The organism is Enterococcus sp. BWB1-3 (assembly GCF_016745275.1).
In the GTDB taxonomy this organism is placed as follows: Bacteria; Bacillota; Bacilli; order Lactobacillales; family Enterococcaceae; genus Enterococcus_L.
Genome location: NZ_JADOEP010000028.1, coordinates 1 through 23416, shown reverse-complemented (window position 1 = coordinate 23416; position 23416 = coordinate 1). Strand labels below are relative to the sequence as shown.

The window sequence follows — 23416 nt, the reverse complement described above, 5'->3', positions numbered from 1 at the left end:
GGAGGTCCTCATATTTTCAAGATAGTTCGGCTTAATTTCGAAGGAGTTGCTCCTACGGTTACTCGTTGCAAAAAGAATTTTTGCTTTTGTACCGCTGTTTATTCAGGGGTAGACACGAATAGAGAGTGAAACTTTATTTCTGTCTCACTCTCTATTGTATTAAAAATTTTCAGATGCTCAGATGAAAATCGTCCTTTTTGAATTTACCTATTTTTCACTAAAAGCTCTATTATATCAAGTAGTTACAGAAGCTGCTTTCTAAACAAATAAAATACACTTCAAAATACTGTTAGTTCAATGATTTTCTGTATTAGTTTCAAAAATTTGGGCTAAATTCAAATTTTGAACTGTTGACAATTACTCTAGTTAGACTATAATAGTTTTCGTTCAATAGTCTAATTAGACTGGAATGGAAAATCTTCTGAAGTAGAAAAAAGACTAGTTGCAAATAAAAATTCTATTGTTGAATGATGTATTGGAGGAAAAACAGATGATAAAATCATTTTTGATGATCGGTCAGTCAAACATGGCAGGGCGGGGATTTCTTGATGATGTAGAACCGATTTACAATGAAAGAATAAAAATGCTGCGCAACGGAAGATGGCAGATGATGGCAGAACCGATTAATTATGATCGTCCAGTTGCAGGGGTAGGACTGGCAGGCTCTTTTGCTGCTGCATGGTGTCTGGAAAATCGGACAGATGAAATAGGCTTAATCCCCTGTGCGGAAGGCGGCAGTACGCTAGCGGAATGGGCTGTAGACGGGATTTTATTCAGAAACGCAGTCAGTCAAGTAAAGCTTGCTATGGAAAACAGTGAGCTGGCAGGGATTATGTGGCATCAGGGAGAGAGCGACAGTTATGGAGAAAGCTATAAAACCTATTACAAAAAGTTCCTGATTATTTTGGATACACTAAGAAAAGAGCTGAATGTACCTGATATACCAGTTATTATTGGCGGACTGGGAGATTATTTAGGACAATCTGGCTTTGGCAAAGGATGTACAGAATACAAACTGATAAACAATGAGCTGGAGAAAATCGCTTTTAAACAGCCAAACTGCTATTATGTTACCGGACAAAATTTGACTTGTAATCCAGATGGTATTCATATTGATGCAATTTCCCAAAGAAAATTTGGTTATCGTTATTTTGAATCATTCTCAAAGAAAAAGCATATTATGGATGTGTTAACAGATGAAGAGAAATTCATTAATCCGGACATAAACCGTGTATATACTAAAAATGAAAAAATTTATTTGGAAAGTATGGAGTTTGCACTGGGGAAAATTTCCTATGACACATTTGAAGCAAGAATGATTGCTGTGAATGAAGAGGGTGAATAAAAGTGATTCCTTTACTAATATTAGGCTTGCTAAAAGAGAATCCGGGTGCTCATGGTTATGAGCTTCTGGTACTGATGAGAGAACGAAACTATAAATATATTGTGAATTTTACAAAAGGGTCATTCTATTATAATTTGCAGCAACTGGAAGAAAAAGCACTGATAGAACGAATTGAAACAGAAGTAGCCAGTTCTTTAAAAGAAACACATAATTATATTTTGACGGACGCAGGAAATCACGAGTTTAATCTCTTGATGGAAAAATATGGCTCAAAAACAGACTATGTCAATTTAACTTTTTATGCTGCCATGTTATTTGCAGAAGACTATGATCCGATAAAATTCAAGAAGCTGGTTCAAACTCAGATCAGTCAGACGAAAAAGAAAGTACAGAATATCGAAGAAGCATTGAAACATCGGGAAACAATTCTGCCGAGCTTTGCAAAGATGCTGGAGAATTCGCAGACACACCATCTTGTAAATATTCGGTGGTTTGAAGAATTACTGGAGGATGCAGAAAACATGCAGTAATGCAAAAAATGAAGAGCTGCTAAATAAAAAAGGGATAGGAGATTTTATTCGTTAATCAAGCTTCTATCCCATTGGTTTATGTACAGCAGTCTCAGTCAAAGGTTAGTTACTATTTCTAATAATTTCTGCTATTTCCTCTTTTGATAAATTTGTAATCGGAATAATTGGTTCCGGTGTTGTATAAGGACCTAGTTGTTTTTCATACCAGGCAACGTCAAACCATTGTCCGTTCTTAAATGCATTATTATGGTAGATCCCCATTTGCTCGAATCCAAGCTTTTCATGAAGCTGCTGACTTTTTCTGTTTGGCAGAGTAACTCCGCCTATCACTGTCTTAATACCCTGTTTTTTTAAAATAGAAATGAGAATTGTATAGAGTTGCATTCCAACTCCTTTGGCGGTTTGTTCCTTGTCCAGATAAATAGACAGTTCAGCGTTCCACTCGTAAGCTTTTCGTTCCATATGGCGATGAGCATAAGCATAGCCGATGATTTTTCCCTCTTCTTCACAGACCAGATAAGGGTAAGTTGTTGTAAAACTGTTGATGCGTTGGGTAAATTCATTTTTTGAAGGAAGAGCATATTCGCAGGTGATAGGTGTATCAATATATTGACTGTAAATACTTAAGACTGCTTCGATATCTCCCGGGGAAATAAGTCTGATTTTCATAGAGTCACTCCTGAATTTTTTATCTAATTTTAACGTAAACTATTAATAAATTCTAGTAAAAATAAATCAAAAAATTTCTTTGAAGTAAATGGGATGGAACGCTGTTGAGATAGGTTCTGAAATCAATTACCATAAATCTAAGAGGAAAGTCGTCAATATGAAGCGTTGTATTGTGCTCTTTGAAATAGTCTTTTATAAATGAACATTAAAGGTGGAAGCAATATGACTATTTCAGATAAAAAAATATATCCAAGAACAAATGATTTAGAAACAGCGTATTAAAGAAACAGCCATTTATAGGATATGTGTTGGATAGGAAATTGACCAAGGTACAACGAGTTGTATTACAAGGATTGTTTTGATCTATAGAAGAAATTCAGGTGCATATCACTGACCTGAACGACTATTTTGTCGAGTATACCACCAAATAACAAGAGGTATTCGAATGATTACAAGAATTGCCGGGAGCCAGTGCATGAACAGCAGAGATTTTCATGGTAGAAGTTGGCTGGAATGTTCAAGCATTTTCTACGAAAGAATATTTAGCGAGTTGGGCTGGACTTTGCCTTGGGAGCTATGAAAGCGGAGGCATTCACAAAAAAACTAAGAGTGGGACAGAAATAAAGTTCTGAACTTTCTTCGTATCTATCTCCGAATAAATGGCACAACAAACACTCATGAAGGCGGTAGCCCTCATGAGTGTTTGTCATAACATATACTTGTTTATATTAATGCCTTATTTTGGGGATAATGTATTAAAACAGATAATTATTTTTCCTGTAATATTTGCAGCCTATAAAGATAAACTACGAGAAGAAGTAGGTGCGTTTCACAGGTGCTTTCTTTTCATCGAGTAAATTTCGCTTATATATAATTGTGGGTGTATTTAAATTTGCTTTGTTGTCAGCAAATGCTGTTAAAGCATAGTATATTTTGTAGAAATTTTCAATGGGAGAGGTAAATTCATCATGCCATGGCTTAACATGTCCTGAATAATGAATGATATGAGGATGTTTTCTTGTTTCCTCATATTGCCTTTCTCCTTCAATAGTTGGATGCTTTTTTTCCTGATTAATAATATAGCTTTGAGCATTCCAGCTGGGATGAAGCGGCAGCCATTGGTCGTGAAGGATGGCATTCAGCGCATCCTGATCATGAAAACGAAGCTTTTCAGGATGATACTGGATATACTTCAGTACTTGTCTGGTTATATCTTTTTCAAGCCATGACTGGACATTAATCAGCATAAGTCCTGAATTAAAGTAAAGATCTGAGTCAGTCGAAATTCCCATTTTCTCAAATCTGTTATGAAAGCCGGCATCTTCAACAGCTGCCAAAGGATAATCCTTAAGATCGATCTCCCATAGATAGGAAAGGTCATCGACAGCAATCATATCACAATCTAAATAAAGGATTCTTTTTACATCCGTATCTCTGAAAAGCTCTGGAATAGCGATTCGATAGTAGGCAGTTTTTGGGATTCTTGAACTTTCAACAGCATTGGAAAAGAATCTTTTATTGATATGTAAAAGGTTTACTTGAGTATTGTAGTGACTCAAGGTATCAATTAAAAGTTTCTTATTTTGTTTGTTAATATTATCATCAATTACATAAAATGCGTATTCTTCATTTGATTCTTTTCTGTTTTCTAAAATAGACACAAAGAGTGTGGTCATATGTTTTGTGAATCCTGAATTGCAGCAGGAAACAATAATTCGCTTTTCTCTATTCATTTTGAGACCTCTCCCTTCTGCAGTATACTTTCAGATAATTTCTTCATATAAAGATCCTGATAAGGATGGTTTTCCAGTGTATTCCAAGGTTTATCATGTCCGGTAAAATGAATAACAGCCGGATTCCGAGAACCTGCTTTGTAAAGCTTTGTATAATGTTCATTAGGAGCAGGGTGTTTTTCAAAAATCAGTGAACTTTGCATGTTCCATCTTGGATGAAAAGGAGCCCATTGCTCGTAGAGAACAGCATTCAAGGCATCCTGATCATGATAAATAATTTTGTCGCCATGATCTGTCAAAAATTGAATCGTCTTTTCAGTAATATTTTCCTTATTCCAGCGTTCCAAATTAATGACCATGACACCAGAATTAAAATAGAAGTTATTTGAATCAATACCCAGACGCTTTAGTGCTTTTGTCTGTCCAGGATCAATTACAGCACCGATTGTTTGATCGTGTAAATCTAAATTAAACAACGTAGTAATGTCATCGAGAATCAGTGTGTCAGCATCCAAATAGAGAACTTTGCACGTATCATCTGCAGGTAAAAATTTTGGCAGCGATATTCTAAAATAAGCAGTTGTAGTGATATGATCGCTAACTAAGAAATCCTTATATAAGCTGTGATCAACACTTACAAATTCAATGGATGCTTGATCCGAATGTAAATTAACTGTCTTGCGAAGCTGTTCCTTACTCTTATCAGAGATATCGTCATCAATTACATAAAAGTGAATCCTTGAGTTAGGATCATTGACATTGTCAAGTAATGTAGCAATCATCACACTTAAATAAGGAGCATAGTGCTCATCGGATGCGGTCACAACGGGTACTTTATAAAAGTCCATAAATATCTCTCCCCTTTAAGGTTTATTAAATATACATTAAATGCATTTCTTTTTTTTTGCAAAAGATACACGCTTTTGAATATAGTGCAGTAAATACAACTTTTAGGTATACTCGATGGAAGTGCTTGATCTTCCAGCTCTTTTTAATGAATGATAAAAAAGTATTTTGTTGTTAAAGGAAGACTAAATCTTTTAGACTTAGAATGAAGGTGATAAGCGAATTGACATGATTTTCGGCTGCTTTAGTGCATCGGATTGATGATTTCAATTGAATCATTGACTTTTTCTGAAAAATGAAAGGACACAAGAGGAGCAGGAAAATAAATAGCAGGTTAAATGAACATTAATTTAGGGAACATAGGTGAATTAAATTTTGAGGACAAAATGGCTGCTGCTATTTCACTGGAATTTGCAGACGGCTTGTTGAATATAAATGGAAAGATTTTTTCTCATGCAACAGAGAGATTGGATGAAAATGAAAAGATTAGTGCTGATATTGATGTGGAAGTAGCTCAAAAGAAAATCGTTATTCAGGTGAACAGTATCATTGAGTATATTAAAAGTATACCAGTAATGTATGAAGCAATACAGAAAATTGACTCAGAAGAGGTTGAGCACATGACTTCATTTAATGTTGCAGAGCTGAATGTAAACATTATTGATGGAAAAAAGAACAGTTCAAAAAAAGTTAGCTAAAGGATAAGAAGATGTAATTGTTCCTGCTAGTAAGGTTTCTGATAGAGAATAACAGGAGGAGAAAAGTATAGTATATTTGGTTTCAAAATTGATGTAATAAAACAGAAGTAAGATTCAAGAGCCTTTTGATTTTCTGCTATGTGCTGGGATCGAAAGTTTTTTTGTAGTGGTAATAGGGGAGCGTGTGCCTTTGTCATAATATAAATACTAATAAAGTTGACAGATCATCAAGACCTTGGTAAACTATGCTTAATATTTATTTGATATCAATTTGATATCAAAAAGAAGGCGGGGAAGAAAATGAATGAAGGATTGAAAAGTAAAGTTCCATCAACAGAAATAGAATTGAAGGCTCGTAATGGGATGCCGTTTTTACTCCTTAATATTTTGGGGATTATTCTATCAATCGCACTGTTTATCTTCGGCATTGTCTATTTAGAAAAAGAGTCATTTGTACTTGGAGGTATGATGCTGGGGCTTGCTATTTTTTACTGGTGTCTGCCAATGATTCTTTTATTCGCAGGGCTTAAAGTGATTCGTCCGAATGAATCAATGGTTATGACGCTATTTGGGCGCTATATAGGTACCTTAAAAGGGGAAGGATTTTACTTCGTTAATCCATTTACCACTGCTATCCCAGTTCCAGTGAATCTTTCAAATCAGGATGGTGTGAATATCCTCGAACAGGAAACTGCAGCTGCAAAAGGTGCAGCAGCACAAAGAGCTGTTACGAAAAAGCTATCATTAAAAACGATGGCACTAAGTAACAATAAACAAAAAGTCAATGATCAGCAGGGGAATCCAATCATTATCAGCATCGTTGTCATTTGGCGTGTAGCTGACACTGCAAAGGCGATGTTTGATGTAGATAATTTTGTAGAATATCTGTCTATTCAATGTGATTCTGCTTTGCGGAATATTGTGCGGCTCTACCCTTATGATGCTGCTGATAACGAAGATGCCAATGAAAAAAGTCTTCGTGGTTCCAGTCAGGAAATCAGTACAAAGCTGAGCGAAGAAATTCAGTCAAAAGTGGAGGTTGCCGGTTTGGAAATTTTGGAAGCCCGCATTACTCATTTGGCCTATGCGCCGGAAATTGCGGCTGCAATGTTGCAGCGCCAGCAGGCTTCTGCAATTGTTGATGCACGTCAGCTGATAGTTGAAGGTGCTGTTGGTATGGTGGAAATGGCTTTAAAGGAATTAAACGCTCAGGGAATTGTTGATCTGGATGAGGAAAGAAAAGCTGCAATGGTAAGCAATCTGCTTGTTGTATTATGTGGAAATCGAGACGCACAACCTGTTGTCAACAGCGGGTCATTGTATTAAACTTAACCTGTTCCTTATTGACTGCTAAGGAGGTCTGCTGTTATGGAAGGGAAAGAGCAAAAAGCAAAAAAGCAAGTGCCCCTTCGTCTTTCAACCGCACTGTATAATGAATTGGCGGCTTGGGCAGAAGATGAATTCCGAAGTGTGAACGGTCAAATAGAGTATTTGCTGACAGAAGCAGTCAAAAAGCGTAAACACTCCGGAAAAACAAAAGAGTAATTAAAGCAACACCAAATAATAGTGGGAAATATATGAAGTACGGGACTGTAACATAAGTATGTCTGATACCCCTAAAACCGGATAAACGGTATTCCAGTCTTTGTATGATTCGAGCATTCATTAAGAAACGTAGGATCAAGTTCTTACATGCCCCTCAGACATGCTTCGAGGATCGAAACGAAGTCCTTGAATTCTTAGCGGCTCTGTCATTTAAAAAGTGATGAGATCGGAACGAAGACCTTCAATTCTTAGTGGCTTTGCCATTTAGAAATTGATGAGATCGAAGTGAAGTGTAGTGTAGTGAGAACCGAAGACGCAGAAAAACGGATATAGCGTAATGTTTTGTCTCGAGAATCGTTAGACTCGTAGAGACACAGTTCTTCTACGTAATGTTTTGTCTCGAGAATCGTTAGACTCGTAGAGACACAGTTCTTCTACGTAATGTTTTGTCTCGAGAATCGTTAGACTCGTAGAGACAGCAGTTCTTCTACGCTCCGCCACGCATACAATTCTACTACATCAAGTGAGCTGGTTTCATTCAAGGAATACTTATCGAAACTATGCATACCATTCTGCTAAAGTACAAATATGAGCAGAAGTGGCAAAGTAGAACTAGCACTTGTCGGTCCTAATCTGTGCCGAGTAATCGCAGGCAACATCTCAGAAATAAGGCGAACGATACTGAAACTATGAGCAGCTCCAGGGAGGTGTCAAGGAACACTATTCATAAAATGAATAGTGTTCCTTGACAATTTTCGTATATTCCGACGTATTGTCATAAATCACTACGATTGACTTGACGATTGACTTGTCAGAGTAGATGATACCTGCTTGGTTCTTGAGCTAGAATACTTCTGCTCCTGCGGTTACTCGTCGCAATTAAGTTCGTGCAAGTGCTCCTGCGGTTACTCGTCGCATGGAGAAGCTTTGTCACAACCTCGTACTTCATTTTTGTATACTTTTTCAGGTTGCCGTTTTTCTTTAAATACTAAACATTCTCCTTATTCCAATAGCACAATTCTATTGGATGAATTGCTCACTACGAACAACATTTTTTATAATGAAGGAAGCGTTAGTAATTACTGGGTATCTTTTCATTTTCTGCTTCTTACAACTCCTTGCAAACACTTAGACTGGTTTTTAACATTTCTTTGATTTTGTATCAGTTTTCGGTTGACGAAAGTCTTTATTAATGGAAGAATGTTATGGGAAAGACAAGGAGGAGACTTAGTGAGGAAGATTGGATTTGATTCAGAAAAATATCTTACAGAGCAGTCCCAATATATATTGGAACGTGTGAACCAGTACGATAAATTGTACTTGGAGTTTGGCGGTAAATTAGTTGACGATAAACACGCTAAAAGAGTTCTTCCAGGTTTTCAGGAGAACAGCAAAGTTAAGCTGCTCCAAAAGCTAAAAGATCAGGCAGAAATCTTGATTTGTCTTTATGCAGGAGACATTGAAAGAAATAAAATCCGCGGCGATTATGGAATCACCTATGATATGGATATTCTTCGACTAATTGATGAATTGAGAGGATATGGTTTGTTTATTAACAGTGTGGTAATTACCCGTTATAATAATCAGCCGGCAACGAAAGTGTTTATCAATAAGCTCGAGCGCCGCAATATCAAAGTATATAAACATGAAGCAATCGAAAACTATCCTTTAAATGTTGAAAAAATTGTTTCTGAGGAAGGTTTCGGTAAGAATGAATACATTGAAACTGAAAAGCCGATCGTTATAGTGACTGCACCGGGTCCGGGAAGCGGTAAGCTATCTACTTGTCTTAGTCAGCTCTATCATGAAAGTAAAAAAGGACATAATGCAGGGTATTCTAAATTTGAAACATTCCCTGTTTGGAATGTTCCGCTGAAGCATCCATTGAACATTGCTTATGAAGCTGCTACTGCAGATTTGGGGGATGTCAATATGATCGACTCTTTCCACTGGGATTACTATCAGGAAATGGCTGTCAATTATAATCGGGACGTTGAAACATTTCCTGTTATAAAACGGATTATTGAAAAAATAACCGGTCAGGAATCTGTCTATAAATCTCCAACAGATATGGGCGTTAACAGAATAGAATCTGGGATTATTGATGATGAAGTGGTTCAAGAAGCCTCTCGTCAGGAGATCATTCGACGCTATTTCCAAATAGAATGTGATTTTAAAAAAGGACTGGTGAATGAGGAAGCAGTCAGCCGTATCAGTTTGATTATGGAGGAAGTCGGTTTAAAACCGGAGGATAGAAAAGTTGTTACGCCTTCACACGATTATGCAGCAACATTCGAATCATCTACGACTGATCCAATTGCAGTGATTGCACTGGAATTACCGTCAGGAGAGATTATTACCGGCCGAACTACATCGCTGATGGAAGCTTCTGCATCGGTTATTTTGAATGCGATTAAGACATTGGCAAATATTGACGATGACATTCATTTACTATCACCAATTACACTGGAAACCATTCAACGATTAAAGAAGAATGAAATGCATATTTCAAACAGTTCTTTGACAATCAGCGAGGTACTGATTGCTCTTGCGATCAGTGCAGTTACTAACCCTACCGCACAGAGGGCTTATGAAAAGTTGGCAGAGCTGGAAGGAGCACAAGGGCATTCAACTGTTCTGCTGGGCAAAAGTAATGAACAGACATTGAGGAAATTAGGCATTGATATTACCTGTACACCTGCCTATCCATCAGAACAACTCTATTATCAATAGAATTTGAATAGGTTTGAATGAAAATAGATAAGTAAGAGGCTGTGCCAGTTTTTGCTTGTCTGAAGAGGGCATACAAGACATGCCAACGCTTTTCTAAATAGATGCATTTGTATTGAGCATCGAATATTGTGAGACTCGTAGATACAAGGATTTTATTTATTGTAGGAATATCTAGTGAAATTGTCAGTTCTGCTTCTAACCTAAGAAATGTGCATTCAGCATGGGAGAACAACTCGGTAGAAAACACCAAGTTGTTCTCTTCTGTTAATTGGAACAGCTGCCAATTAAGGATGAATGTTTACACATTCAAAGATTGTCGTCTGTATACCATTCCACAAAGCATACAAGTTAAAAATTTCCTATCATTGAACATCATTAATAGAATATTTTTTATGTAATTTATATTTTGGTCAGAGCACCAGCAGCAAGTTGGCATGAAATGCTCTGATTGAGATAGACAGGTAAAACATTTATATTCATATTGAAAAAGTTTGATTCCTTTTTTTGAAGAAATCAAACTTTTTATTGTTATCACTAAGGAATTAAAAAAAATTGTTCAAAAAAGTGAAAAAATTAATTTTTAGTGTAACCTTTTACCAAGTTATAAGGTATTATATATATATACTGATGTGAAAGCGTTATTTGAAAAGACATGTTATTGTTGTTATTTGTTAGTTAGCTGCAAAGTTTTTTTATTGGCTTCAATTATCAGTAAAAAATATTAATTACCCAGAAAAGGAGAAAGAAATGAAAAGTAAGAAAATGGTTAAATTAACACTGGTGACACTGCTGGCACCAACATTATTAAATGCTCAAGTTGCATTGGCAGATTCAGTTGAACAGACAGCAGATTCAACAGCAACAGCTGTTTCAGAAACAGTTGTACCTGCTGCTGAGGAAATTACACCTGCAGCACCTGTTGCAGAAGCTCCGGTGGTGGAAGAGGAAGCAGTAGTGGAAGAACCTGCTGCTGAAGAAGCTGCACCTTCAAATGAACTTCCATCAGTTGAGCTGCCTTCAGCAGAACTGCCACCAGTAGAACTGCCAGGAGCTACGCCTGCTGAGCCTGAAGTACCTGGTACAACTCTTGATGTTGACATTACGCATATTCCACCAGTTCCTAGTGAAGCGGATGCACCGATAATTTCAGTAGTTCCAATTAAAACAATCAGATTGGGTAAAGCATTTAATCCTCTGGAAGGTGTATATGCTTTCGATAATGTTGATGGAAATATTTCATCTAAAATAGTTGTAACAAGTAATAACGTTAATATTAATGTAGAAAATGAGACTCCTTATACTGTTACTTATTCAGTAGAAAATTCTGCTGGTAAAGTAACTACGGCAACAACGGATGTCTATGTTGTTGATGATATGCTGGATGTGTCAATTTCAGATTTCACAGTTGCACAAAATGGTGATTTCATAACTGAAATCAAAAATCGTATAGTTGTAAAAAATCCAGATGGCAGTATAACTGATCCTTCTGAATATCATCTCTATACTAGTGGTTCTGCTGGCGGAGGAGATGTGGGTGATTACCAACTCTCTGTCGTTGTAGAATCCTTAAAATACGGAATTGCAGAGACAACAGTAAATATTAAAGTAATTAAAGGAATTTCATTGGAAGCTTCAGATCGCACTGTTTTCTTGGGTGATACATTTAACCCATTAGAAGGTGTGACTGCAAATGAAATTAAAGCGGACGGCTCTACTGTTACTTTAGGAGCCTATGATGGAGCTTCTGATAAAGGAATTGCTGTTTATGGAACAGTTGATACAACAACACCAGGAGACTACCCAATCACTTACTCAGCTAAAACAGCCAGTGGTGTTGTTGAAAGAAAAACAGTAACCATTACAGTTGCAGCAAGTATAGTGACAATTACTGCTGAGGATGTAACTATCATGCAGGGCGAAGCATTTGATCCATTAGCTTATGCAAGTGCAACAGACGAAAAAGACGGTACACTTGCAGTAACAGTTACTGCAAACGATGTTGATGCAAGCACTACGGGAACATATAATGTGACTTATGCAGCAACTAATTCTTACGGAACAACTGAAACAAAAACTATTATAGTAAATGTAGTTGAGAGAACAGCAACTATTACTGCTGCAGATCAGGAAGTTTTTGAAGGTCAGGAAGTTACATCTAAGATGATTCTAGGCTGGGCAACAGTGACAGATCCTGTGGATACAGACCTTACGGTTTCTTATACAGTTGTTGAAGGTGATATTGATACATCTGTAATAGGTGCTGTTTATACAGTGGATTACTCAGTAACCAACTCTGCAGGAAATACAACAACTGCACAAATCTCTGTAACAGTTATTGAAAGAGAAGTGACAATTGAAGCTGCTGATCAGACTGTTGAAATCGGTACAGCTGTTACTGATGAGATGATTCTGAGCTGGGCAACAGCAAGTGATTCAGTTGATGGAACAGGTTTAGCAGTTACAGATTTTACAGTACTTGACGGACCAATTGATACAACGGTACCAGGTGTATTTACAATTGAATATTCATTTACAAATTCTATTGAGAATACTGTGACGAAAACAATTACACTGAATGTCGTAGATTCAATCGAACCGACAATTTCTGTTGAAGATAAGGTTATGTATGTTGGTGATAAACTGACTGAAGATATGATTCTTGAGTGGGCAGTGGCTGAAAATGCTGAAGCTGTTGGTTTTGAAATAGCAGGTGATCCTATTATGGTTAAGGCTTCGGACAGTACGTTGGTTGAAGCCGGCGTACACACCATTCGCTTCTATGCACTACGTGGAGAAAAAATGGCGGAAACAACAATGACTCTGACTGTAAAAGATAAAGAGGTTGTAACACCGGCTGATCCAGCAGCTCCTGATGCAGGAAATGAACAAAAAGCTGTTAAAACAGAAGCAATTAAGTCTTCAGAAAAAGAATTACCAAAAACAGGGGTTAAAGAAAGCAGCTTCATGTCCGCCATTTCAGGTATGATTATGGTAGCTGGTGCTTATTTCCTGAAAAAGAAAAAAGATAAAGAAAATAATTTAGACTTGTTTTAAAAATGATAGAAGAATAAATTGATTTTTGGTGAAGGTTTCTTATTAATTAAGGCAGGATTTGCATTTAGGCAAATCCTGTCTTTTGTTTGTCTGGCAGGGTCAAATTCTAAAGGTCAAAGTCCCTGATTACATCCAATTAACGAAAAGTCCTTAGTTGAAAACAAGGGTATCTATAGTGACGTGGAAACTGAAGGAAGTTGTAGACAAATCTCTGTTCCAACGAACAGGAATCATGTAGAAAGCAGGGGTTGAGGAGAGGACTGCAAAAAAAGTTGAAGCCCAATAGTTACTGGGGCAATCAAACGATGTAAATGTGACGGATAGACGGGGAGGAAGAGTTTGAGCTTTAATCCCGTATCTCTGTACCAAAAGTCTTTAGTGGTAGAAACCCGGAATATGTGAGAAGTTAGCCAAAATTCTTTTTGTCCCTGCGGTTATTCCGCAAATATAAAGACTGTGATGAGTAATCACAGGAGCGGATACCATAGTAATGAAGGCAACTAGCAAAAGCTGGTAAAAGTGAAAGGCTGAACAATTTTATTGTTAGGAAATTTCAATTGGGAGAAGAAAAAAGGACACTAGCAGAATACGAGAAAGAAGGGAGTAACACACATGTATACAGAAAATAAATAATTCAAATTCTAGAACCAGAAAATCTAAAGGAAGCAATAAAACAAGTGAAGCGAAAACAACGAGCTACTCCTTGTTTTGCTATATGATTTTTCGCTCATTTGAATAATTGATTCCTATTTGAGTTGCAGTCAATGCTTGTATGTTGGACCAGATTTTCATGAAAATAGATCGTTGTAAATTTTCTCGAGAAAGTCATACTCTATGTTAGAACAGCTTCTTTTTAATGAAAGATGAATATTCTGTTTTCTTTTATGTAATACTAATGTTTTACAATATAATCACACACTTTAAGAGGGTAGGGAAAAACTAAAAAATTGCGAAAAAAATAAATTTTTAATACAGGTTCAGTACAGGTTTGGATGTTATTATTTCTATTATATGAGTTTTAGGAGGAGTTTCCATGCGTGTTTTAATGGTTGAAGATGAAAAATATATGGCGAAAGCTGTTGCCGAAATATTAAAAAAAAATCATTATACTGTGGATTTAGTACATGATGGATCAGAAGGGCTTGCTTACGCACGTTCGTCCATTTATGACATAATTATATTAGATATTATGTTGCCTGGAAGAGATGGTCTAACAATACTCAGTGAAATTCGAAAAATCGGAATTGGTACCCCGGTAATTCTATTGACTGCAAAAGGGCAAATTGAGGACAGGGTTAAGGGCCTTGATTTTGGAGCAGATGATTATCTTGCAAAGCCTTTTCATACCGATGAGCTTTTAGCACGCTTGCGTGCTCTACACCGCAGAAAGCCGGAACTATGCAACAATGGTGTGATTACTTTTGGAGATATTGAATTTTCGCCTCATACGCTTGTGTTGAAATGCGTTAAAAATGAGACTATGCTTAAATTAAAAGAAGGGCAGCTTTTAGAACTTTTAATTGATAATAGAAATATCGTGGTTTCAAAGAATACTATTATTGAAAGAGTTTGGGGGTATGATACTGAAGCGGAGGACAATCATGTGGAAATCCACATATCACGTTTACGCAAACAATTAACGCGAGTCAAATCACGAATATCTATAAATACCATACGTGGAGCCGGATACACGTTAACCGGAGGGGAATAAAAAATGTTTAAAAAGCTACGCAATAAATTTTTGGTTTTGAATATACTTGTTACATCAATTGTGATGTTGATCGCTTTTTGCGTTGTTTATTTGACCACATACAGAAATACCCAGTCAGAAATTGAACAAAAGCTCAATAATGTGACAGGATCGTTTACCGTTAGTGAATCGGAATCTCCAGAAGATTCTGGTGTAGATTCGTCGGGCAAAAGCGTTGATGAGAAACGGGTTACTTCATTTAACAAGGTCACCTCCGACTATGCTCCCTCGTTTATTCTCACTGTTGACAAGTTTGGAAATATCTTGGAAATAAATAGTTTGATTGATATATCCGGCACTCAATATGCCGAGGCTGCAAGTATTGCATGGGAAGAAAATAACGATTCCGCTATTGTTATAGCAGGACGTACATGGAGGTATAAAATTGCACCTTTGCAAATTACCCATATACAAAATGGCGAGCAAACAAGATTTGAATCCGAAGAGCAGTTTCAAATCTTGTTCTTAGATGTTACTGATATGCAGAAGAATTTAAGTAACTTAGCAATAACCTTTTTACTTGTAGGAATGGGAATGTTGGCTGTTATTTTCGTTATCAGTATCATTTACGCCAATCGTGCCATCGAGCCTATTTCGGAAAGCTGGGAAAAGCAGAAGCAATTTATAGCCGATGCATCTCACGAATTAAAAACACCATTGACTACTATCATGACCAATTGTGATGTTTTAGAAGCCAATGAGGATGAAACCATCAAAAGCCAAAAGGAGTGGCTTGGTTATATTAGAATCGGTACTGATAGAATGAGTAAACTTATAAATAGACTTTTAACTCTTGCAAAGATAGAGGGAATGGAGACCAAAACCGAAAAGCAATCTTTTGATATATCAGCGATGATTCATGAGGTTATGCAGTCAATGGATGCCGCCGCTGCAATCAAGAATTTACGAATAGAACGAAGAATCGAGTTTGCTGGGGATATTTATGGGTATGTGGATTTTCTCCGTCAAGTATTTATTATACTATATGAAAATGCAATCAAATATACGGATGAAAGCGGCAGTATTGAGATAACGGTACAGAGGATGAGAAACCGTGTATCCTGTACAGTGAAAAATACGGGAAAAGGAATCTCTGCAAAAGACCTCCCCCATGTTTTTGACCGCTTCTACCGTTCTGATACTGTACGAAGCAATGATGAAAATAGTTATGGACTTGGATTATCTATCGCTAAAAGTATAGTGGAACAGATTGATGGGAAAATTACCGCTAAAAGCATGGAAAATGAATGGACTGAATTTACTTTTACATTTGAAATCTAAAACATATCTGATATTTTATCCTTTTTCCAGTACCTCGGAGTCGAAAAGTAAAAAATACTTTTCGACTCCGAGGTGTTTTATTGGTAAGTTTTTTTTTGAAATTATTTTCAGAGAATTCTAAATTTTTTATTTCAGTACAGGTCCATGCAAGGTTCGGATATCAAACTATTAACCATAGCAAGGCAGCAGCTATGGAAAGCAATTGGTATTGACAAAACAAACCAAAATTAGAAAAGGAGTTTATGAATATGTACATTGTCAAAAATGCATTACAAAACCTTGTTCGCAACCGTGGACGAAACCTGATGATTGGTGGAATCATTTTTGTCATAATCGTGTCAGTGGTAACGGCTCTGATGATTAACAACACCGCAAATGGTGTAATAACTGATTATAAAACACGATTTGGCTCGGAAGTCAACATTTCGCCTAATATGCAGAGGGTGCAAGAGGAAGCAATGAAAAATAACACAGGTGATAATCTTATAATAAGACAACCTAAAATCAGTTCGGAGGATTTAATTAAATTCGGGGAATCGGATTATTTACAAAGCAGTATTTATACCGCAACTACTAAAGGCAACAGTGACCAGTTAAACCCTATCGATAAAGAAAAAGGTACGGGCGGCGGTCCATCTCTCAGCTCTAAAACCGAGGGAGGAGATTTAATAACTGAGCAAGTCGGCAGGAATTATTACCACAAAATTATGGCAGGAGATTATATGGATTTTGAAAACGGCCTGCGTGAACTTACTACTGATAGCAGTTATCCTAAAAATAGAGATGAATGTATAATCAGTAAAGAACTTTTGGAGAGCAGTGGACTTAAAATTGGTGATACAATTACGGTTACTTCTGCACTGGAGGAAGTAGGGGATACTCCCGAAAATTCAAATTATACTGATATTGAATGGAAAATGACTATTGTTGGGACTTATACCGATATCACCGATGAATACAGCGCTGGTATGATGGAAAATGCTTATGCTAACCGCCGTAATGAAATTCTGACTACTTTTGAAACACTGAGTGAAAAAATTGTGGATGGATTGTTTGGGATTGAAGTGGCTGCAAAATATTATCTTAAAAATCCTGATTTGCTCGATGCTTTTACTGCTGAAGTTAAGGAAAAAGGACTTGAAAGTGTGTTTGATGTTACAACCGACTCAAGTAGCTACAGCAAGGTAGTCGGTCCTGTTGAAGGACTGAAAAATATATCAGTCACTTTTGTTATCATTGTACTTGCTTTTGGAGCAATTATCTTAGCATTGCTTTCTTCTATCGCTATCCGTGAACGTAAATATGAAATCGGTGTTCTTCGGGCAATGGGTATGAAAAAATCTAAAATCTTAGCAGGGCTTTGGTGTGAAACCTTAGTTATAACCACGATATGTCTGATTATCGGGCTTGGAGTTGGCGGTCTTGCTGCACAACCCGTAACTAACATGATGCTGGAGCAACAGGTTGCGGCAGCTGAAGAAGCTGCAAACAATAATAATATTTTGTCGCCAGGTGCATCATTAACACAAATAGGGGGAAATCCTGATGAATCCAATACACAACCACTTAAAAATCTTGATATTTCTCTTGAACTTATGACGATTATTGAAATTGTGGGGATAGCACTTCTATTATCTTCACTATCCGGTATTATCACTACAAGAAAGATTGTAAAATATGAACCGATTAAAATACTCATGGAAAGGAACTAGGTGAGAAAAATGACAAACGTATTAACACTGAACAACGTGACCTATCAATATGAGGATACAAAAAAGAATGTATTAAAGGGCATTGATGCCGCTTTTGAGAAAGGTTATGTTTATACTATTGTAGGTAAATCGGGGGCTGGTAAATCCACACTGCTTTCTCTTATTTCAGGATTAGATACAGCTACAAGCGGTGAAATTTTGTGCGGAGATATGAGTTTGAAAAAAATTGATAGAGACAAATACCGTGCTGAGAATGTTGGCGTTATTTTTCAAGGATATAATCTCTTAACGAATGCAACTGCGGTACAGAATATTGTATTGTCAATGCACATCAGTAAGTCTCATGAAAAAGATAAAAAAACTTATGCCTATAGATTGCTTGAAAAGGTAGGTATTGATAGGGAAACTGCAGACCGTAAAATTCTTAAGATGTCTGGTGGCGAACAGCAACGAGTGGGCATTGCGAGAGCTTTGGCACATAATCCTGCTATACTCATTGCCGATGAGCCTACTGGAAATCTTGATAAAGATACTGAAAAAGATATTTTGAATACTTTCACAGCCTTGGCACATGAAGAAAATCGCTGTGTTATTATTGTGACCCATTCACGAAAAGTGACTTCTATTGCTGATGTGGTATATGGTATACAGGATGGACGGCTTAATGTAATAAAGCAAAGAAGGGAGTCGTAGCAGATGAATGGAAATAATGATAATGAAGGGTATGCATTGGACGAGTTTTTGGATGAAACTCCGGCACAGCCGTACCTGTACTCTAATCCCTCGCAGGGACAGCCCTATCGCTATCCTAAAGATGTATCGATGAAAAAGAAGAGTCCAGTTATTCTCACTCTGCTTTGCGGTATTTTTATTACTGGTATTGCAATGTTCGCTTTTCAAATTTGGAGATCTTTAGACAATAATGGCAGTCAAATTCCGCAAAATCAGCCAAGTTACGGACAGCCGTTTCAAAACGGGGAGAATGCTTATGGCAATAGGGATAATGATACGTATGGGAATCATAATGGCGGCGAGGCTGACGGTGGTGAGCAATTTGGGCAATATCAGGCAGACGACGGCACGGTGATACAATTCCGCATAAACGACGGAAGAACTGAATACTCCACGGATAACGGCAAAACATGGAGCGAAACTTCACCAGAAGGAATGCCGCCTTTACCATGAAAATAAATGATGACCATAAAAGGATAACTACCCTTGTATATAGAAAAATCTAAAGGAAGCAAAGAAGCTGAGTAATGGAATACAATAAAAGTATGAAGAAATATTTTTCTGAAATGCATAGCTATTGATCAGAAAATTTGCAATTGATAAATAATAATCGTTTATTTCTAATAATCTGCCATCAATAAAAGTGTGTAGGAAATAGCAGAGAAATTTTTGATTCAGAACATAAACGATATGATTTTCATTGTTATTTTTTCTAGACTTTTGTACTGGTAAAGGAGTCGTTGGCGTGGACAGATACGAAGTTTCAAATTTTGGGGATGTGTTTTCTTCTATAATTCTCAAAGAAGAGAAGACCAAGCGAACCCCTGCCAGCTATCACTAGAATAATTAAAATATAAGTTAAATTGTCTGGCGAAGAAATGTCGGGATAGGTGTACAACATATCGTGCAGAGAAAATCAATCAGCTACTCAGTGTTTTACTGGTGGAGGGTGAAGAAAGTCTGGACAATTTTATTTCTGAAGAATTGAAGGTTGAGGAGTACAATGTAATCCATGCCTAAGACGGAGCAGAAGCATTGGGGCTTTTTAACGAGCATCAGGAAGAGCTGACACTGTTTGTGAAGTAAAAATAGAGGCTAAAACGGAAGCTGTGGCGAAAAAAGAAGAATGTCTGGATTTTAGATGAGCAGAATGGTGCGGAAAGAAACAACCAATAGCTTGATTTGGATGAGATTATGATATCGGTAAAGCGATGGTTGTCGCTGTGAAAACAGCAGGATAGGACGAAGTAATCAAAGGGTCTCTTGAAAGAGATCGGATAACTATTTACTGGAAAGTAAAAGATCAAAACGGTCGTTCAGAAGCTTTTGTGAAAATAGATGTGAAAACAGGCGATAGTTTAGAAATAGAATTAGATAACTAACATTAACTTACGCTTGAAAAAACAAAAGGAACTATAAAAAGCAGCCGTGAAAACTTTTCATAATAGAAGGTTTTCCGGCTGCTTTTTTTTAAGATAGACTAGAGCAAAATAGATAATCTCTTTGTAATTTTTCATGCCTCTTCCCTAAGTATTCCCGATTGAATCAGGTCCTGTTTTTTCTTCAAATCCTTCAGATTTTTTTGAAATTCTCTGGCGTACAGCATGGAGAAAAGTGTATCCAGAATATATTCAAATGAAACTTGAGATGAAAATGTTCCGATTTTAACAAAATCATATTCGTCCTGTATCGTAATAATTGGCAGAGAAACCTGTTTGACTAAAGGTGATTTATTGTTCCCTGTCAATAAAATACTGGGAACCCTTTCCTGTTGAAAATAGGACAGGATACGATGATATTTTTCGTTCCTCCCTGCATAAGAAATAAAAATGGCACAGTCTTTTTTTGTTAAACTTGCTGCATTCCAGGATTCATCTGAATACTCCTCAGCAATAATGACAAATTTATTTATTTTAATCAGTTTATTTTGAAAGCTCCGTGCCCGGAGCTGCGAATCACCTTTGGAAAATAGAAAGACTCTTTCTGCGGAAGAAATCATTTCAACCGCATTATTAAGTGTTTTGTCATCTAGCTGAACAAAGGTTTTTCTTACTGCATCCATGGTTAGATCAGCCATTTTCTTGGCAATAACCATTGGAGGATCATTTGGCTCAAAAGGAAAATTAACATTCACAGGTCCAGGTTTATGCAATTGACTGTGAACAACAGCTGAAACAGCCAGTTTAAATTCCCGGAACCCATTGCAGCCGATTTTCTTGCACAATCGAATCACTGCTGAATGTGAAGCATACGTCAGCTTGGCCAAATCTGCTATATAAATCGTTGGGATATCGGCTGTATTTTGTAAAATATAATCAGCTATTCTCTTTTCTGTAACAGTGAACATTTCCTGATCTTTCAGTTTATCAATCACTAACATACCAATTCCTCCCTGATGCTGTTTATTGTAACGCATTTTGGTTGTTTGGGCGACTGTTTTCAGTTAAAGATGTTCAATATCTTTGAACATTATGTTCAAGAATTTGCTGGTGTTTAGCAAAATTATGAAAATGATGACCTGTTTTATATATTTATCTTATCAAATCAAAGAATGCAGCTATAATTAAAAGTGCAAGTAAATGACAGGAGGAATTTCAATGTTAACAATCGCTTATATAGGAAATGGGAAAAGTACCAATCGCTATCATTTACCATTTTCAACAAAACTAACAGATAAAATCAAGGTTAAGACAATTTATTCGCCGAGAGAAAATACTGCTTGGGCAAAGCTGCCGGGTGTGCATTACACTACAGAGATTAATGACATCTTTAGTGATTCCGAGATTCAGCTGGTTGTGGTTTCCACACCAAGCAACCTCCACTTTCATTATGGAAAGATGATCTTGGAGCATGGTAAGAATGCGCTTGTTGAAAAGCCATTTACTGAAACTGCTGAAGAAGCAAGAGAGCTGTTTGCTTTAGCTGGAGAAAAAGGTTTACTTGTTCAATGCTATCAAAATCGCCGGTTTGACTCAGATTTTCTGACAGTTCAAAAAGTGATCGAAAGCGGCATTCTGGGTGACATATTAGAAGTGGAAATGCATTATGATTATTTCCGTCCAGAAGTTCCGGAAAGTGTAGAAGCTTACTCCAAAAACTCAAGCTATTTGTATGGTCATGGCTGTCATACTATTGATCAGGTACTGTCTTATTTTGGGAATCCGGACAGTATCCGCTATGATGTTCGTCAACTGCTGGGAGAAGGTCGGATGAATGACTATTTTGATCTGGATTTTTATTATGATATGAAGAAGGTTTCTGTTAAATCGAGCTACTTTAGATTGAAGGAGCGACCAAGCTTTGCAGTGTATGGTAAGAAGGGAACTTTTGTGAAGCAGACGAAGGATCGTCAGGAAGAGCATCTAAAAATGTTTTATATGCCTGAAAATAGTGATTTTGGGATTGATTTACCGGAGCATTATGGTATTCTGACTTATATTGATGAAAATGGTGTGTACCATGAAGAAAAAGTAGTATCCGAGGTGGGGGACTACAGTCGTGTCTATGACGGGTTGTATGAAACAATCATCAATGGAAAAGAAAAAGTGATTAAGGATGATGAAACAATCCGACAACTGGAAATACTTGAAGAAGGAAGCAAAATGATTCAGAAATAATCAGTAATAGAAAAGGAGCTGTATCTATGAAACTGGCAATTCTCGGAGCGGGAATGATTGTAAAAGATTTTTTGACGATGGTGGGAGCAATACCGGAAATAGAATTAAAGGCTATTGTCGGAACAACAAGAAGTATAGAAAATTTGCAGAATTTAAAAGAAAACTATGGGATTGAAGCGATGTATACGGATTTTGACCATTGTCTGACCGATAATTCATTTGATACTGTCTATATAGCTCTTCCTAATCATTTGCATTATGCATACGCTAAAAAGGCCTTGGAACATGGGAAAAATGTTATCTGCGAAAAGCCATTCACTTTGAGGCTGTCTGAGCTGGTGGAGTTGAAGGAAATTGCGCACGCAAATGACCTGATACTGATTGAAGCAGTGACTAACCAGTATTTAGCAAACTATCAGGCGGTCAAAGACGCTTTGCCGAAGCTAGGTGAATTAAAAATTATTGAATGCAATTATTCTCAGTATTCATCACGTTACGATGCGTTTAAAGAAGGGACAATCCTGCCTGCTTTTGATCCCAAAAAAGGCGGAGGAGCACTGATGGATATCAATATTTATAATATTCATTTTGTGGTTGGATTGCTGGGAATGCCGGAAAGTGTTCAATATAAAGCAAATGTTGAACGGGGAATCGATACATCCGGGCTATTATTTTTGAATTATCCGAATACAAAGGTTGTCTGCATTGGTGCGAAGGATTCTGCTTCAGCGATTCGCTCGACCATTCAAGGGAATCAGGGGTCAATGATAATTAATGGACCTACAAGTATTATCAATCAGGTTGAACTGCAGGTGAATAAATCTGAAGCTCAGGTTATTGATCAAAAACTGGGAGAGCATCGTTTGTATGAGGAGTTTTGGATCTTTAATCAGGTCATCGCTGCACATGATACTAAATTTGCGGAAAGAAGGCTGGAGCACAGTCTGAAAGTAATGGAAGTCGTTGAACTTGCTTTGGAAGATGCAGGGATTCAATTAGGCTGAAATGATAAGAAAAAAATCATTTATAAAAAATAATCTGCAAAAAAAGGCTCATTGTCAACTAGTGTTGGTGAAAGAAATACAAGAGAATAAAGCCAAGCAGTTAGGTGGGCACCTACCTAGCTGCTTGTTTTTCATGCATGGATTCTGTTAATGAGGGTTCTTTTTAA

Annotated in this window: 19 protein-coding genes; 15 read left to right on the top strand and 4 right to left on the bottom strand. The window is 37.0% G+C overall.

Features of this window, described 5'->3' with window-relative positions; genetic code table 11:
• Positions 1–490 precede the first annotated feature (490 nt).
• Complete coding sequence (locus IW492_RS15315; protein ID WP_202068695.1) at positions 491–1345, top strand: sialate O-acetylesterase; 855 nt, start codon at positions 491–493, stop codon at positions 1343–1345.
• A gap of 2 nt (positions 1346–1347) precedes the next feature.
• Positions 1348–1875 (top strand): PadR family transcriptional regulator, encoded by a 528-nt coding sequence (locus IW492_RS15310; protein ID WP_202068694.1) that lies wholly within the window; start codon positions 1348–1350, stop codon positions 1873–1875.
• A 102-nt stretch (positions 1876–1977) separates the two neighbouring features.
• On the opposite strand, the gene IW492_RS15305 is transcribed toward IW492_RS15310, so the two are convergent.
• Positions 1978–2544 (bottom strand): GNAT family N-acetyltransferase, encoded by a 567-nt coding sequence (locus tag IW492_RS15305; RefSeq protein WP_202068692.1) that lies wholly within the window; start codon positions 2542–2544, stop codon positions 1978–1980.
• Positions 2545–3032: 488 nt separating this feature from the next.
• Between IW492_RS15305 and IW492_RS18755 the strand changes: the two genes are divergently transcribed.
• Positions 3033–3176, top strand: coding sequence for a transposase (locus IW492_RS18755; RefSeq protein ID WP_442896362.1), 144 nt, complete (start codon positions 3033–3035; stop codon positions 3174–3176).
• Positions 3177–3350: 174 nt separating this feature from the next.
• On the opposite strand, the gene IW492_RS15295 is transcribed toward IW492_RS18755, so the two are convergent.
• The gene (locus IW492_RS15295; RefSeq protein WP_202068688.1) at positions 3351–4277 is read right to left on the bottom strand and encodes a glycosyltransferase family 8 protein; all 927 of its coding nucleotides are present in this window, start codon (positions 4275–4277) and stop codon (positions 3351–3353) included.
• Positions 4274–5125, bottom strand: a complete 852-nt coding sequence (locus IW492_RS15290) for a glycosyltransferase family 8 protein (RefSeq protein ID WP_202068687.1) — start codon at positions 5123–5125, stop codon at positions 4274–4276. The genes IW492_RS15295 and IW492_RS15290 overlap by 4 nt, the downstream gene beginning before the upstream one ends.
• Before the next feature lie 336 nt (positions 5126–5461).
• Here IW492_RS15290 and IW492_RS15285 point away from each other — a divergent pair, with 336 nt between their 5' ends.
• The 10 genes from IW492_RS15285 (at position 5462) to IW492_RS15240 (ending at position 19081) form a co-directional block, all read left to right on the top strand.
• Complete coding sequence (locus IW492_RS15285; RefSeq protein WP_202068686.1) at positions 5462–5821, top strand: Asp23/Gls24 family envelope stress response protein; 360 nt, start codon at positions 5462–5464, stop codon at positions 5819–5821.
• A 300-nt stretch (positions 5822–6121) separates the two neighbouring features.
• Positions 6122–7147, top strand: a complete 1026-nt coding sequence (locus tag IW492_RS15280; protein ID WP_202068685.1) for an SPFH domain-containing protein — start codon at positions 6122–6124, stop codon at positions 7145–7147.
• 42 nt (positions 7148–7189) lie between these two features.
• Positions 7190–7366, top strand: coding sequence for a ribbon-helix-helix domain-containing protein (locus IW492_RS15275; protein WP_202068684.1), 177 nt, complete (start codon positions 7190–7192; stop codon positions 7364–7366).
• A gap of 1230 nt (positions 7367–8596) precedes the next feature.
• Positions 8597–10099, top strand: a complete 1503-nt coding sequence (locus tag IW492_RS15270; protein WP_202068683.1) for a DUF1846 domain-containing protein — start codon at positions 8597–8599, stop codon at positions 10097–10099.
• A gap of 747 nt (positions 10100–10846) precedes the next feature.
• Positions 10847–13153 carry an immunoglobulin-like domain-containing protein gene (locus IW492_RS15265; RefSeq protein ID WP_202068681.1) on the top strand — a complete coding sequence of 769 codons (2307 nt, stop codon included), beginning with the start codon at positions 10847–10849 and terminating at the stop codon, positions 13151–13153.
• A 1033-nt stretch (positions 13154–14186) separates the two neighbouring features.
• Positions 14187–14864: a response regulator transcription factor gene (locus IW492_RS15260; protein ID WP_202068679.1), complete on the top strand. Its 678-nt coding sequence runs from the start codon at positions 14187–14189 to the stop codon at positions 14862–14864.
• Positions 14865–14867: 3 nt separating this feature from the next.
• Positions 14868–16184 (top strand): sensor histidine kinase, encoded by a 1317-nt coding sequence (locus tag IW492_RS15255; RefSeq protein WP_202068678.1) that lies wholly within the window; start codon positions 14868–14870, stop codon positions 16182–16184.
• A gap of 248 nt (positions 16185–16432) precedes the next feature.
• A complete protein-coding gene (locus IW492_RS15250; protein ID WP_202068677.1) occupies positions 16433–17896 on the top strand; it encodes an ABC transporter permease in 1464 nt (487 codons plus the stop codon).
• Positions 17897–17905: 9 nt separating this feature from the next.
• Entirely contained in the window at positions 17906–18589 is a 684-nt protein-coding gene (locus tag IW492_RS15245) for an ABC transporter ATP-binding protein (RefSeq protein WP_202068676.1), read from the top strand.
• A gap of 3 nt (positions 18590–18592) precedes the next feature.
• Positions 18593–19081 (top strand): hypothetical protein, encoded by a 489-nt coding sequence (locus IW492_RS15240; protein ID WP_202068675.1) that lies wholly within the window; start codon positions 18593–18595, stop codon positions 19079–19081.
• Positions 19082–20141: 1060 nt separating this feature from the next.
• Here IW492_RS15240 and IW492_RS15235 read toward each other — a convergent pair.
• On the bottom strand, positions 20142–21008 hold the full coding sequence (locus tag IW492_RS15235) for a MurR/RpiR family transcriptional regulator (RefSeq protein WP_202068674.1): 867 nt from the start codon (positions 21006–21008) through the stop codon (positions 20142–20144).
• Positions 21009–21225: 217 nt separating this feature from the next.
• Between IW492_RS15235 and IW492_RS15230 the strand changes: the two genes are divergently transcribed.
• On the top strand, positions 21226–22245 hold the full coding sequence (locus IW492_RS15230; protein WP_202068673.1) for a Gfo/Idh/MocA family oxidoreductase: 1020 nt from the start codon (positions 21226–21228) through the stop codon (positions 22243–22245).
• Between the two features lie 26 nt (positions 22246–22271).
• Positions 22272–23249 carry a Gfo/Idh/MocA family protein gene (locus IW492_RS15225; protein ID WP_202068671.1) on the top strand — a complete coding sequence of 326 codons (978 nt, stop codon included), beginning with the start codon at positions 22272–22274 and terminating at the stop codon, positions 23247–23249.
• The last annotated feature ends 167 nt before the right edge of the window (positions 23250–23416 follow it).

Bases quoted from the DNA above. Each gene is read 5' to 3' on its own strand.
- IW492_RS15315 (WP_202068695.1), top strand. From the start codon at position 491: ATGATAAAATCATTTTTGATGATCGGTCAGTCAAACATGGCAGGGCGG.
- IW492_RS15305 (WP_202068692.1), bottom strand. From the start codon at position 2,544: ATGAAAATCAGACTTATTTCCCCGGGAGATATCGAAGCAGTCTTAAGT.
- IW492_RS15295 (WP_202068688.1), bottom strand. From the start codon at position 4,277: ATGAATAGAGAAAAGCGAATTATTGTTTCCTGCTGCAATTCAGGATTC.
- IW492_RS15290 (WP_202068687.1), bottom strand. From the start codon at position 5,125: ATGGACTTTTATAAAGTACCCGTTGTGACCGCATCCGATGAGCACTAT.
- IW492_RS15285 (WP_202068686.1), top strand. From the start codon at position 5,462: ATGAACATTAATTTAGGGAACATAGGTGAATTAAATTTTGAGGACAAA.
- IW492_RS15280 (WP_202068685.1), top strand. From the start codon at position 6,122: ATGAATGAAGGATTGAAAAGTAAAGTTCCATCAACAGAAATAGAATTG.
- IW492_RS15275 (WP_202068684.1), top strand. From the start codon at position 7,190: ATGGAAGGGAAAGAGCAAAAAGCAAAAAAGCAAGTGCCCCTTCGTCTT.
- IW492_RS15265 (WP_202068681.1), top strand. From the start codon at position 10,847: ATGAAAAGTAAGAAAATGGTTAAATTAACACTGGTGACACTGCTGGCA.
- IW492_RS15260 (WP_202068679.1), top strand. From the start codon at position 14,187: ATGCGTGTTTTAATGGTTGAAGATGAAAAATATATGGCGAAAGCTGTT.
- IW492_RS15255 (WP_202068678.1), top strand. From the start codon at position 14,868: ATGTTTAAAAAGCTACGCAATAAATTTTTGGTTTTGAATATACTTGTT.
- IW492_RS15250 (WP_202068677.1), top strand. From the start codon at position 16,433: ATGTACATTGTCAAAAATGCATTACAAAACCTTGTTCGCAACCGTGGA.
- IW492_RS15245 (WP_202068676.1), top strand. From the start codon at position 17,906: ATGACAAACGTATTAACACTGAACAACGTGACCTATCAATATGAGGAT.
- IW492_RS15240 (WP_202068675.1), top strand. From the start codon at position 18,593: ATGAATGGAAATAATGATAATGAAGGGTATGCATTGGACGAGTTTTTG.
- IW492_RS15235 (WP_202068674.1), bottom strand. From the start codon at position 21,008: ATGTTAGTGATTGATAAACTGAAAGATCAGGAAATGTTCACTGTTACA.
- IW492_RS15230 (WP_202068673.1), top strand. From the start codon at position 21,226: ATGTTAACAATCGCTTATATAGGAAATGGGAAAAGTACCAATCGCTAT.
- IW492_RS15225 (WP_202068671.1), top strand. From the start codon at position 22,272: ATGAAACTGGCAATTCTCGGAGCGGGAATGATTGTAAAAGATTTTTTG.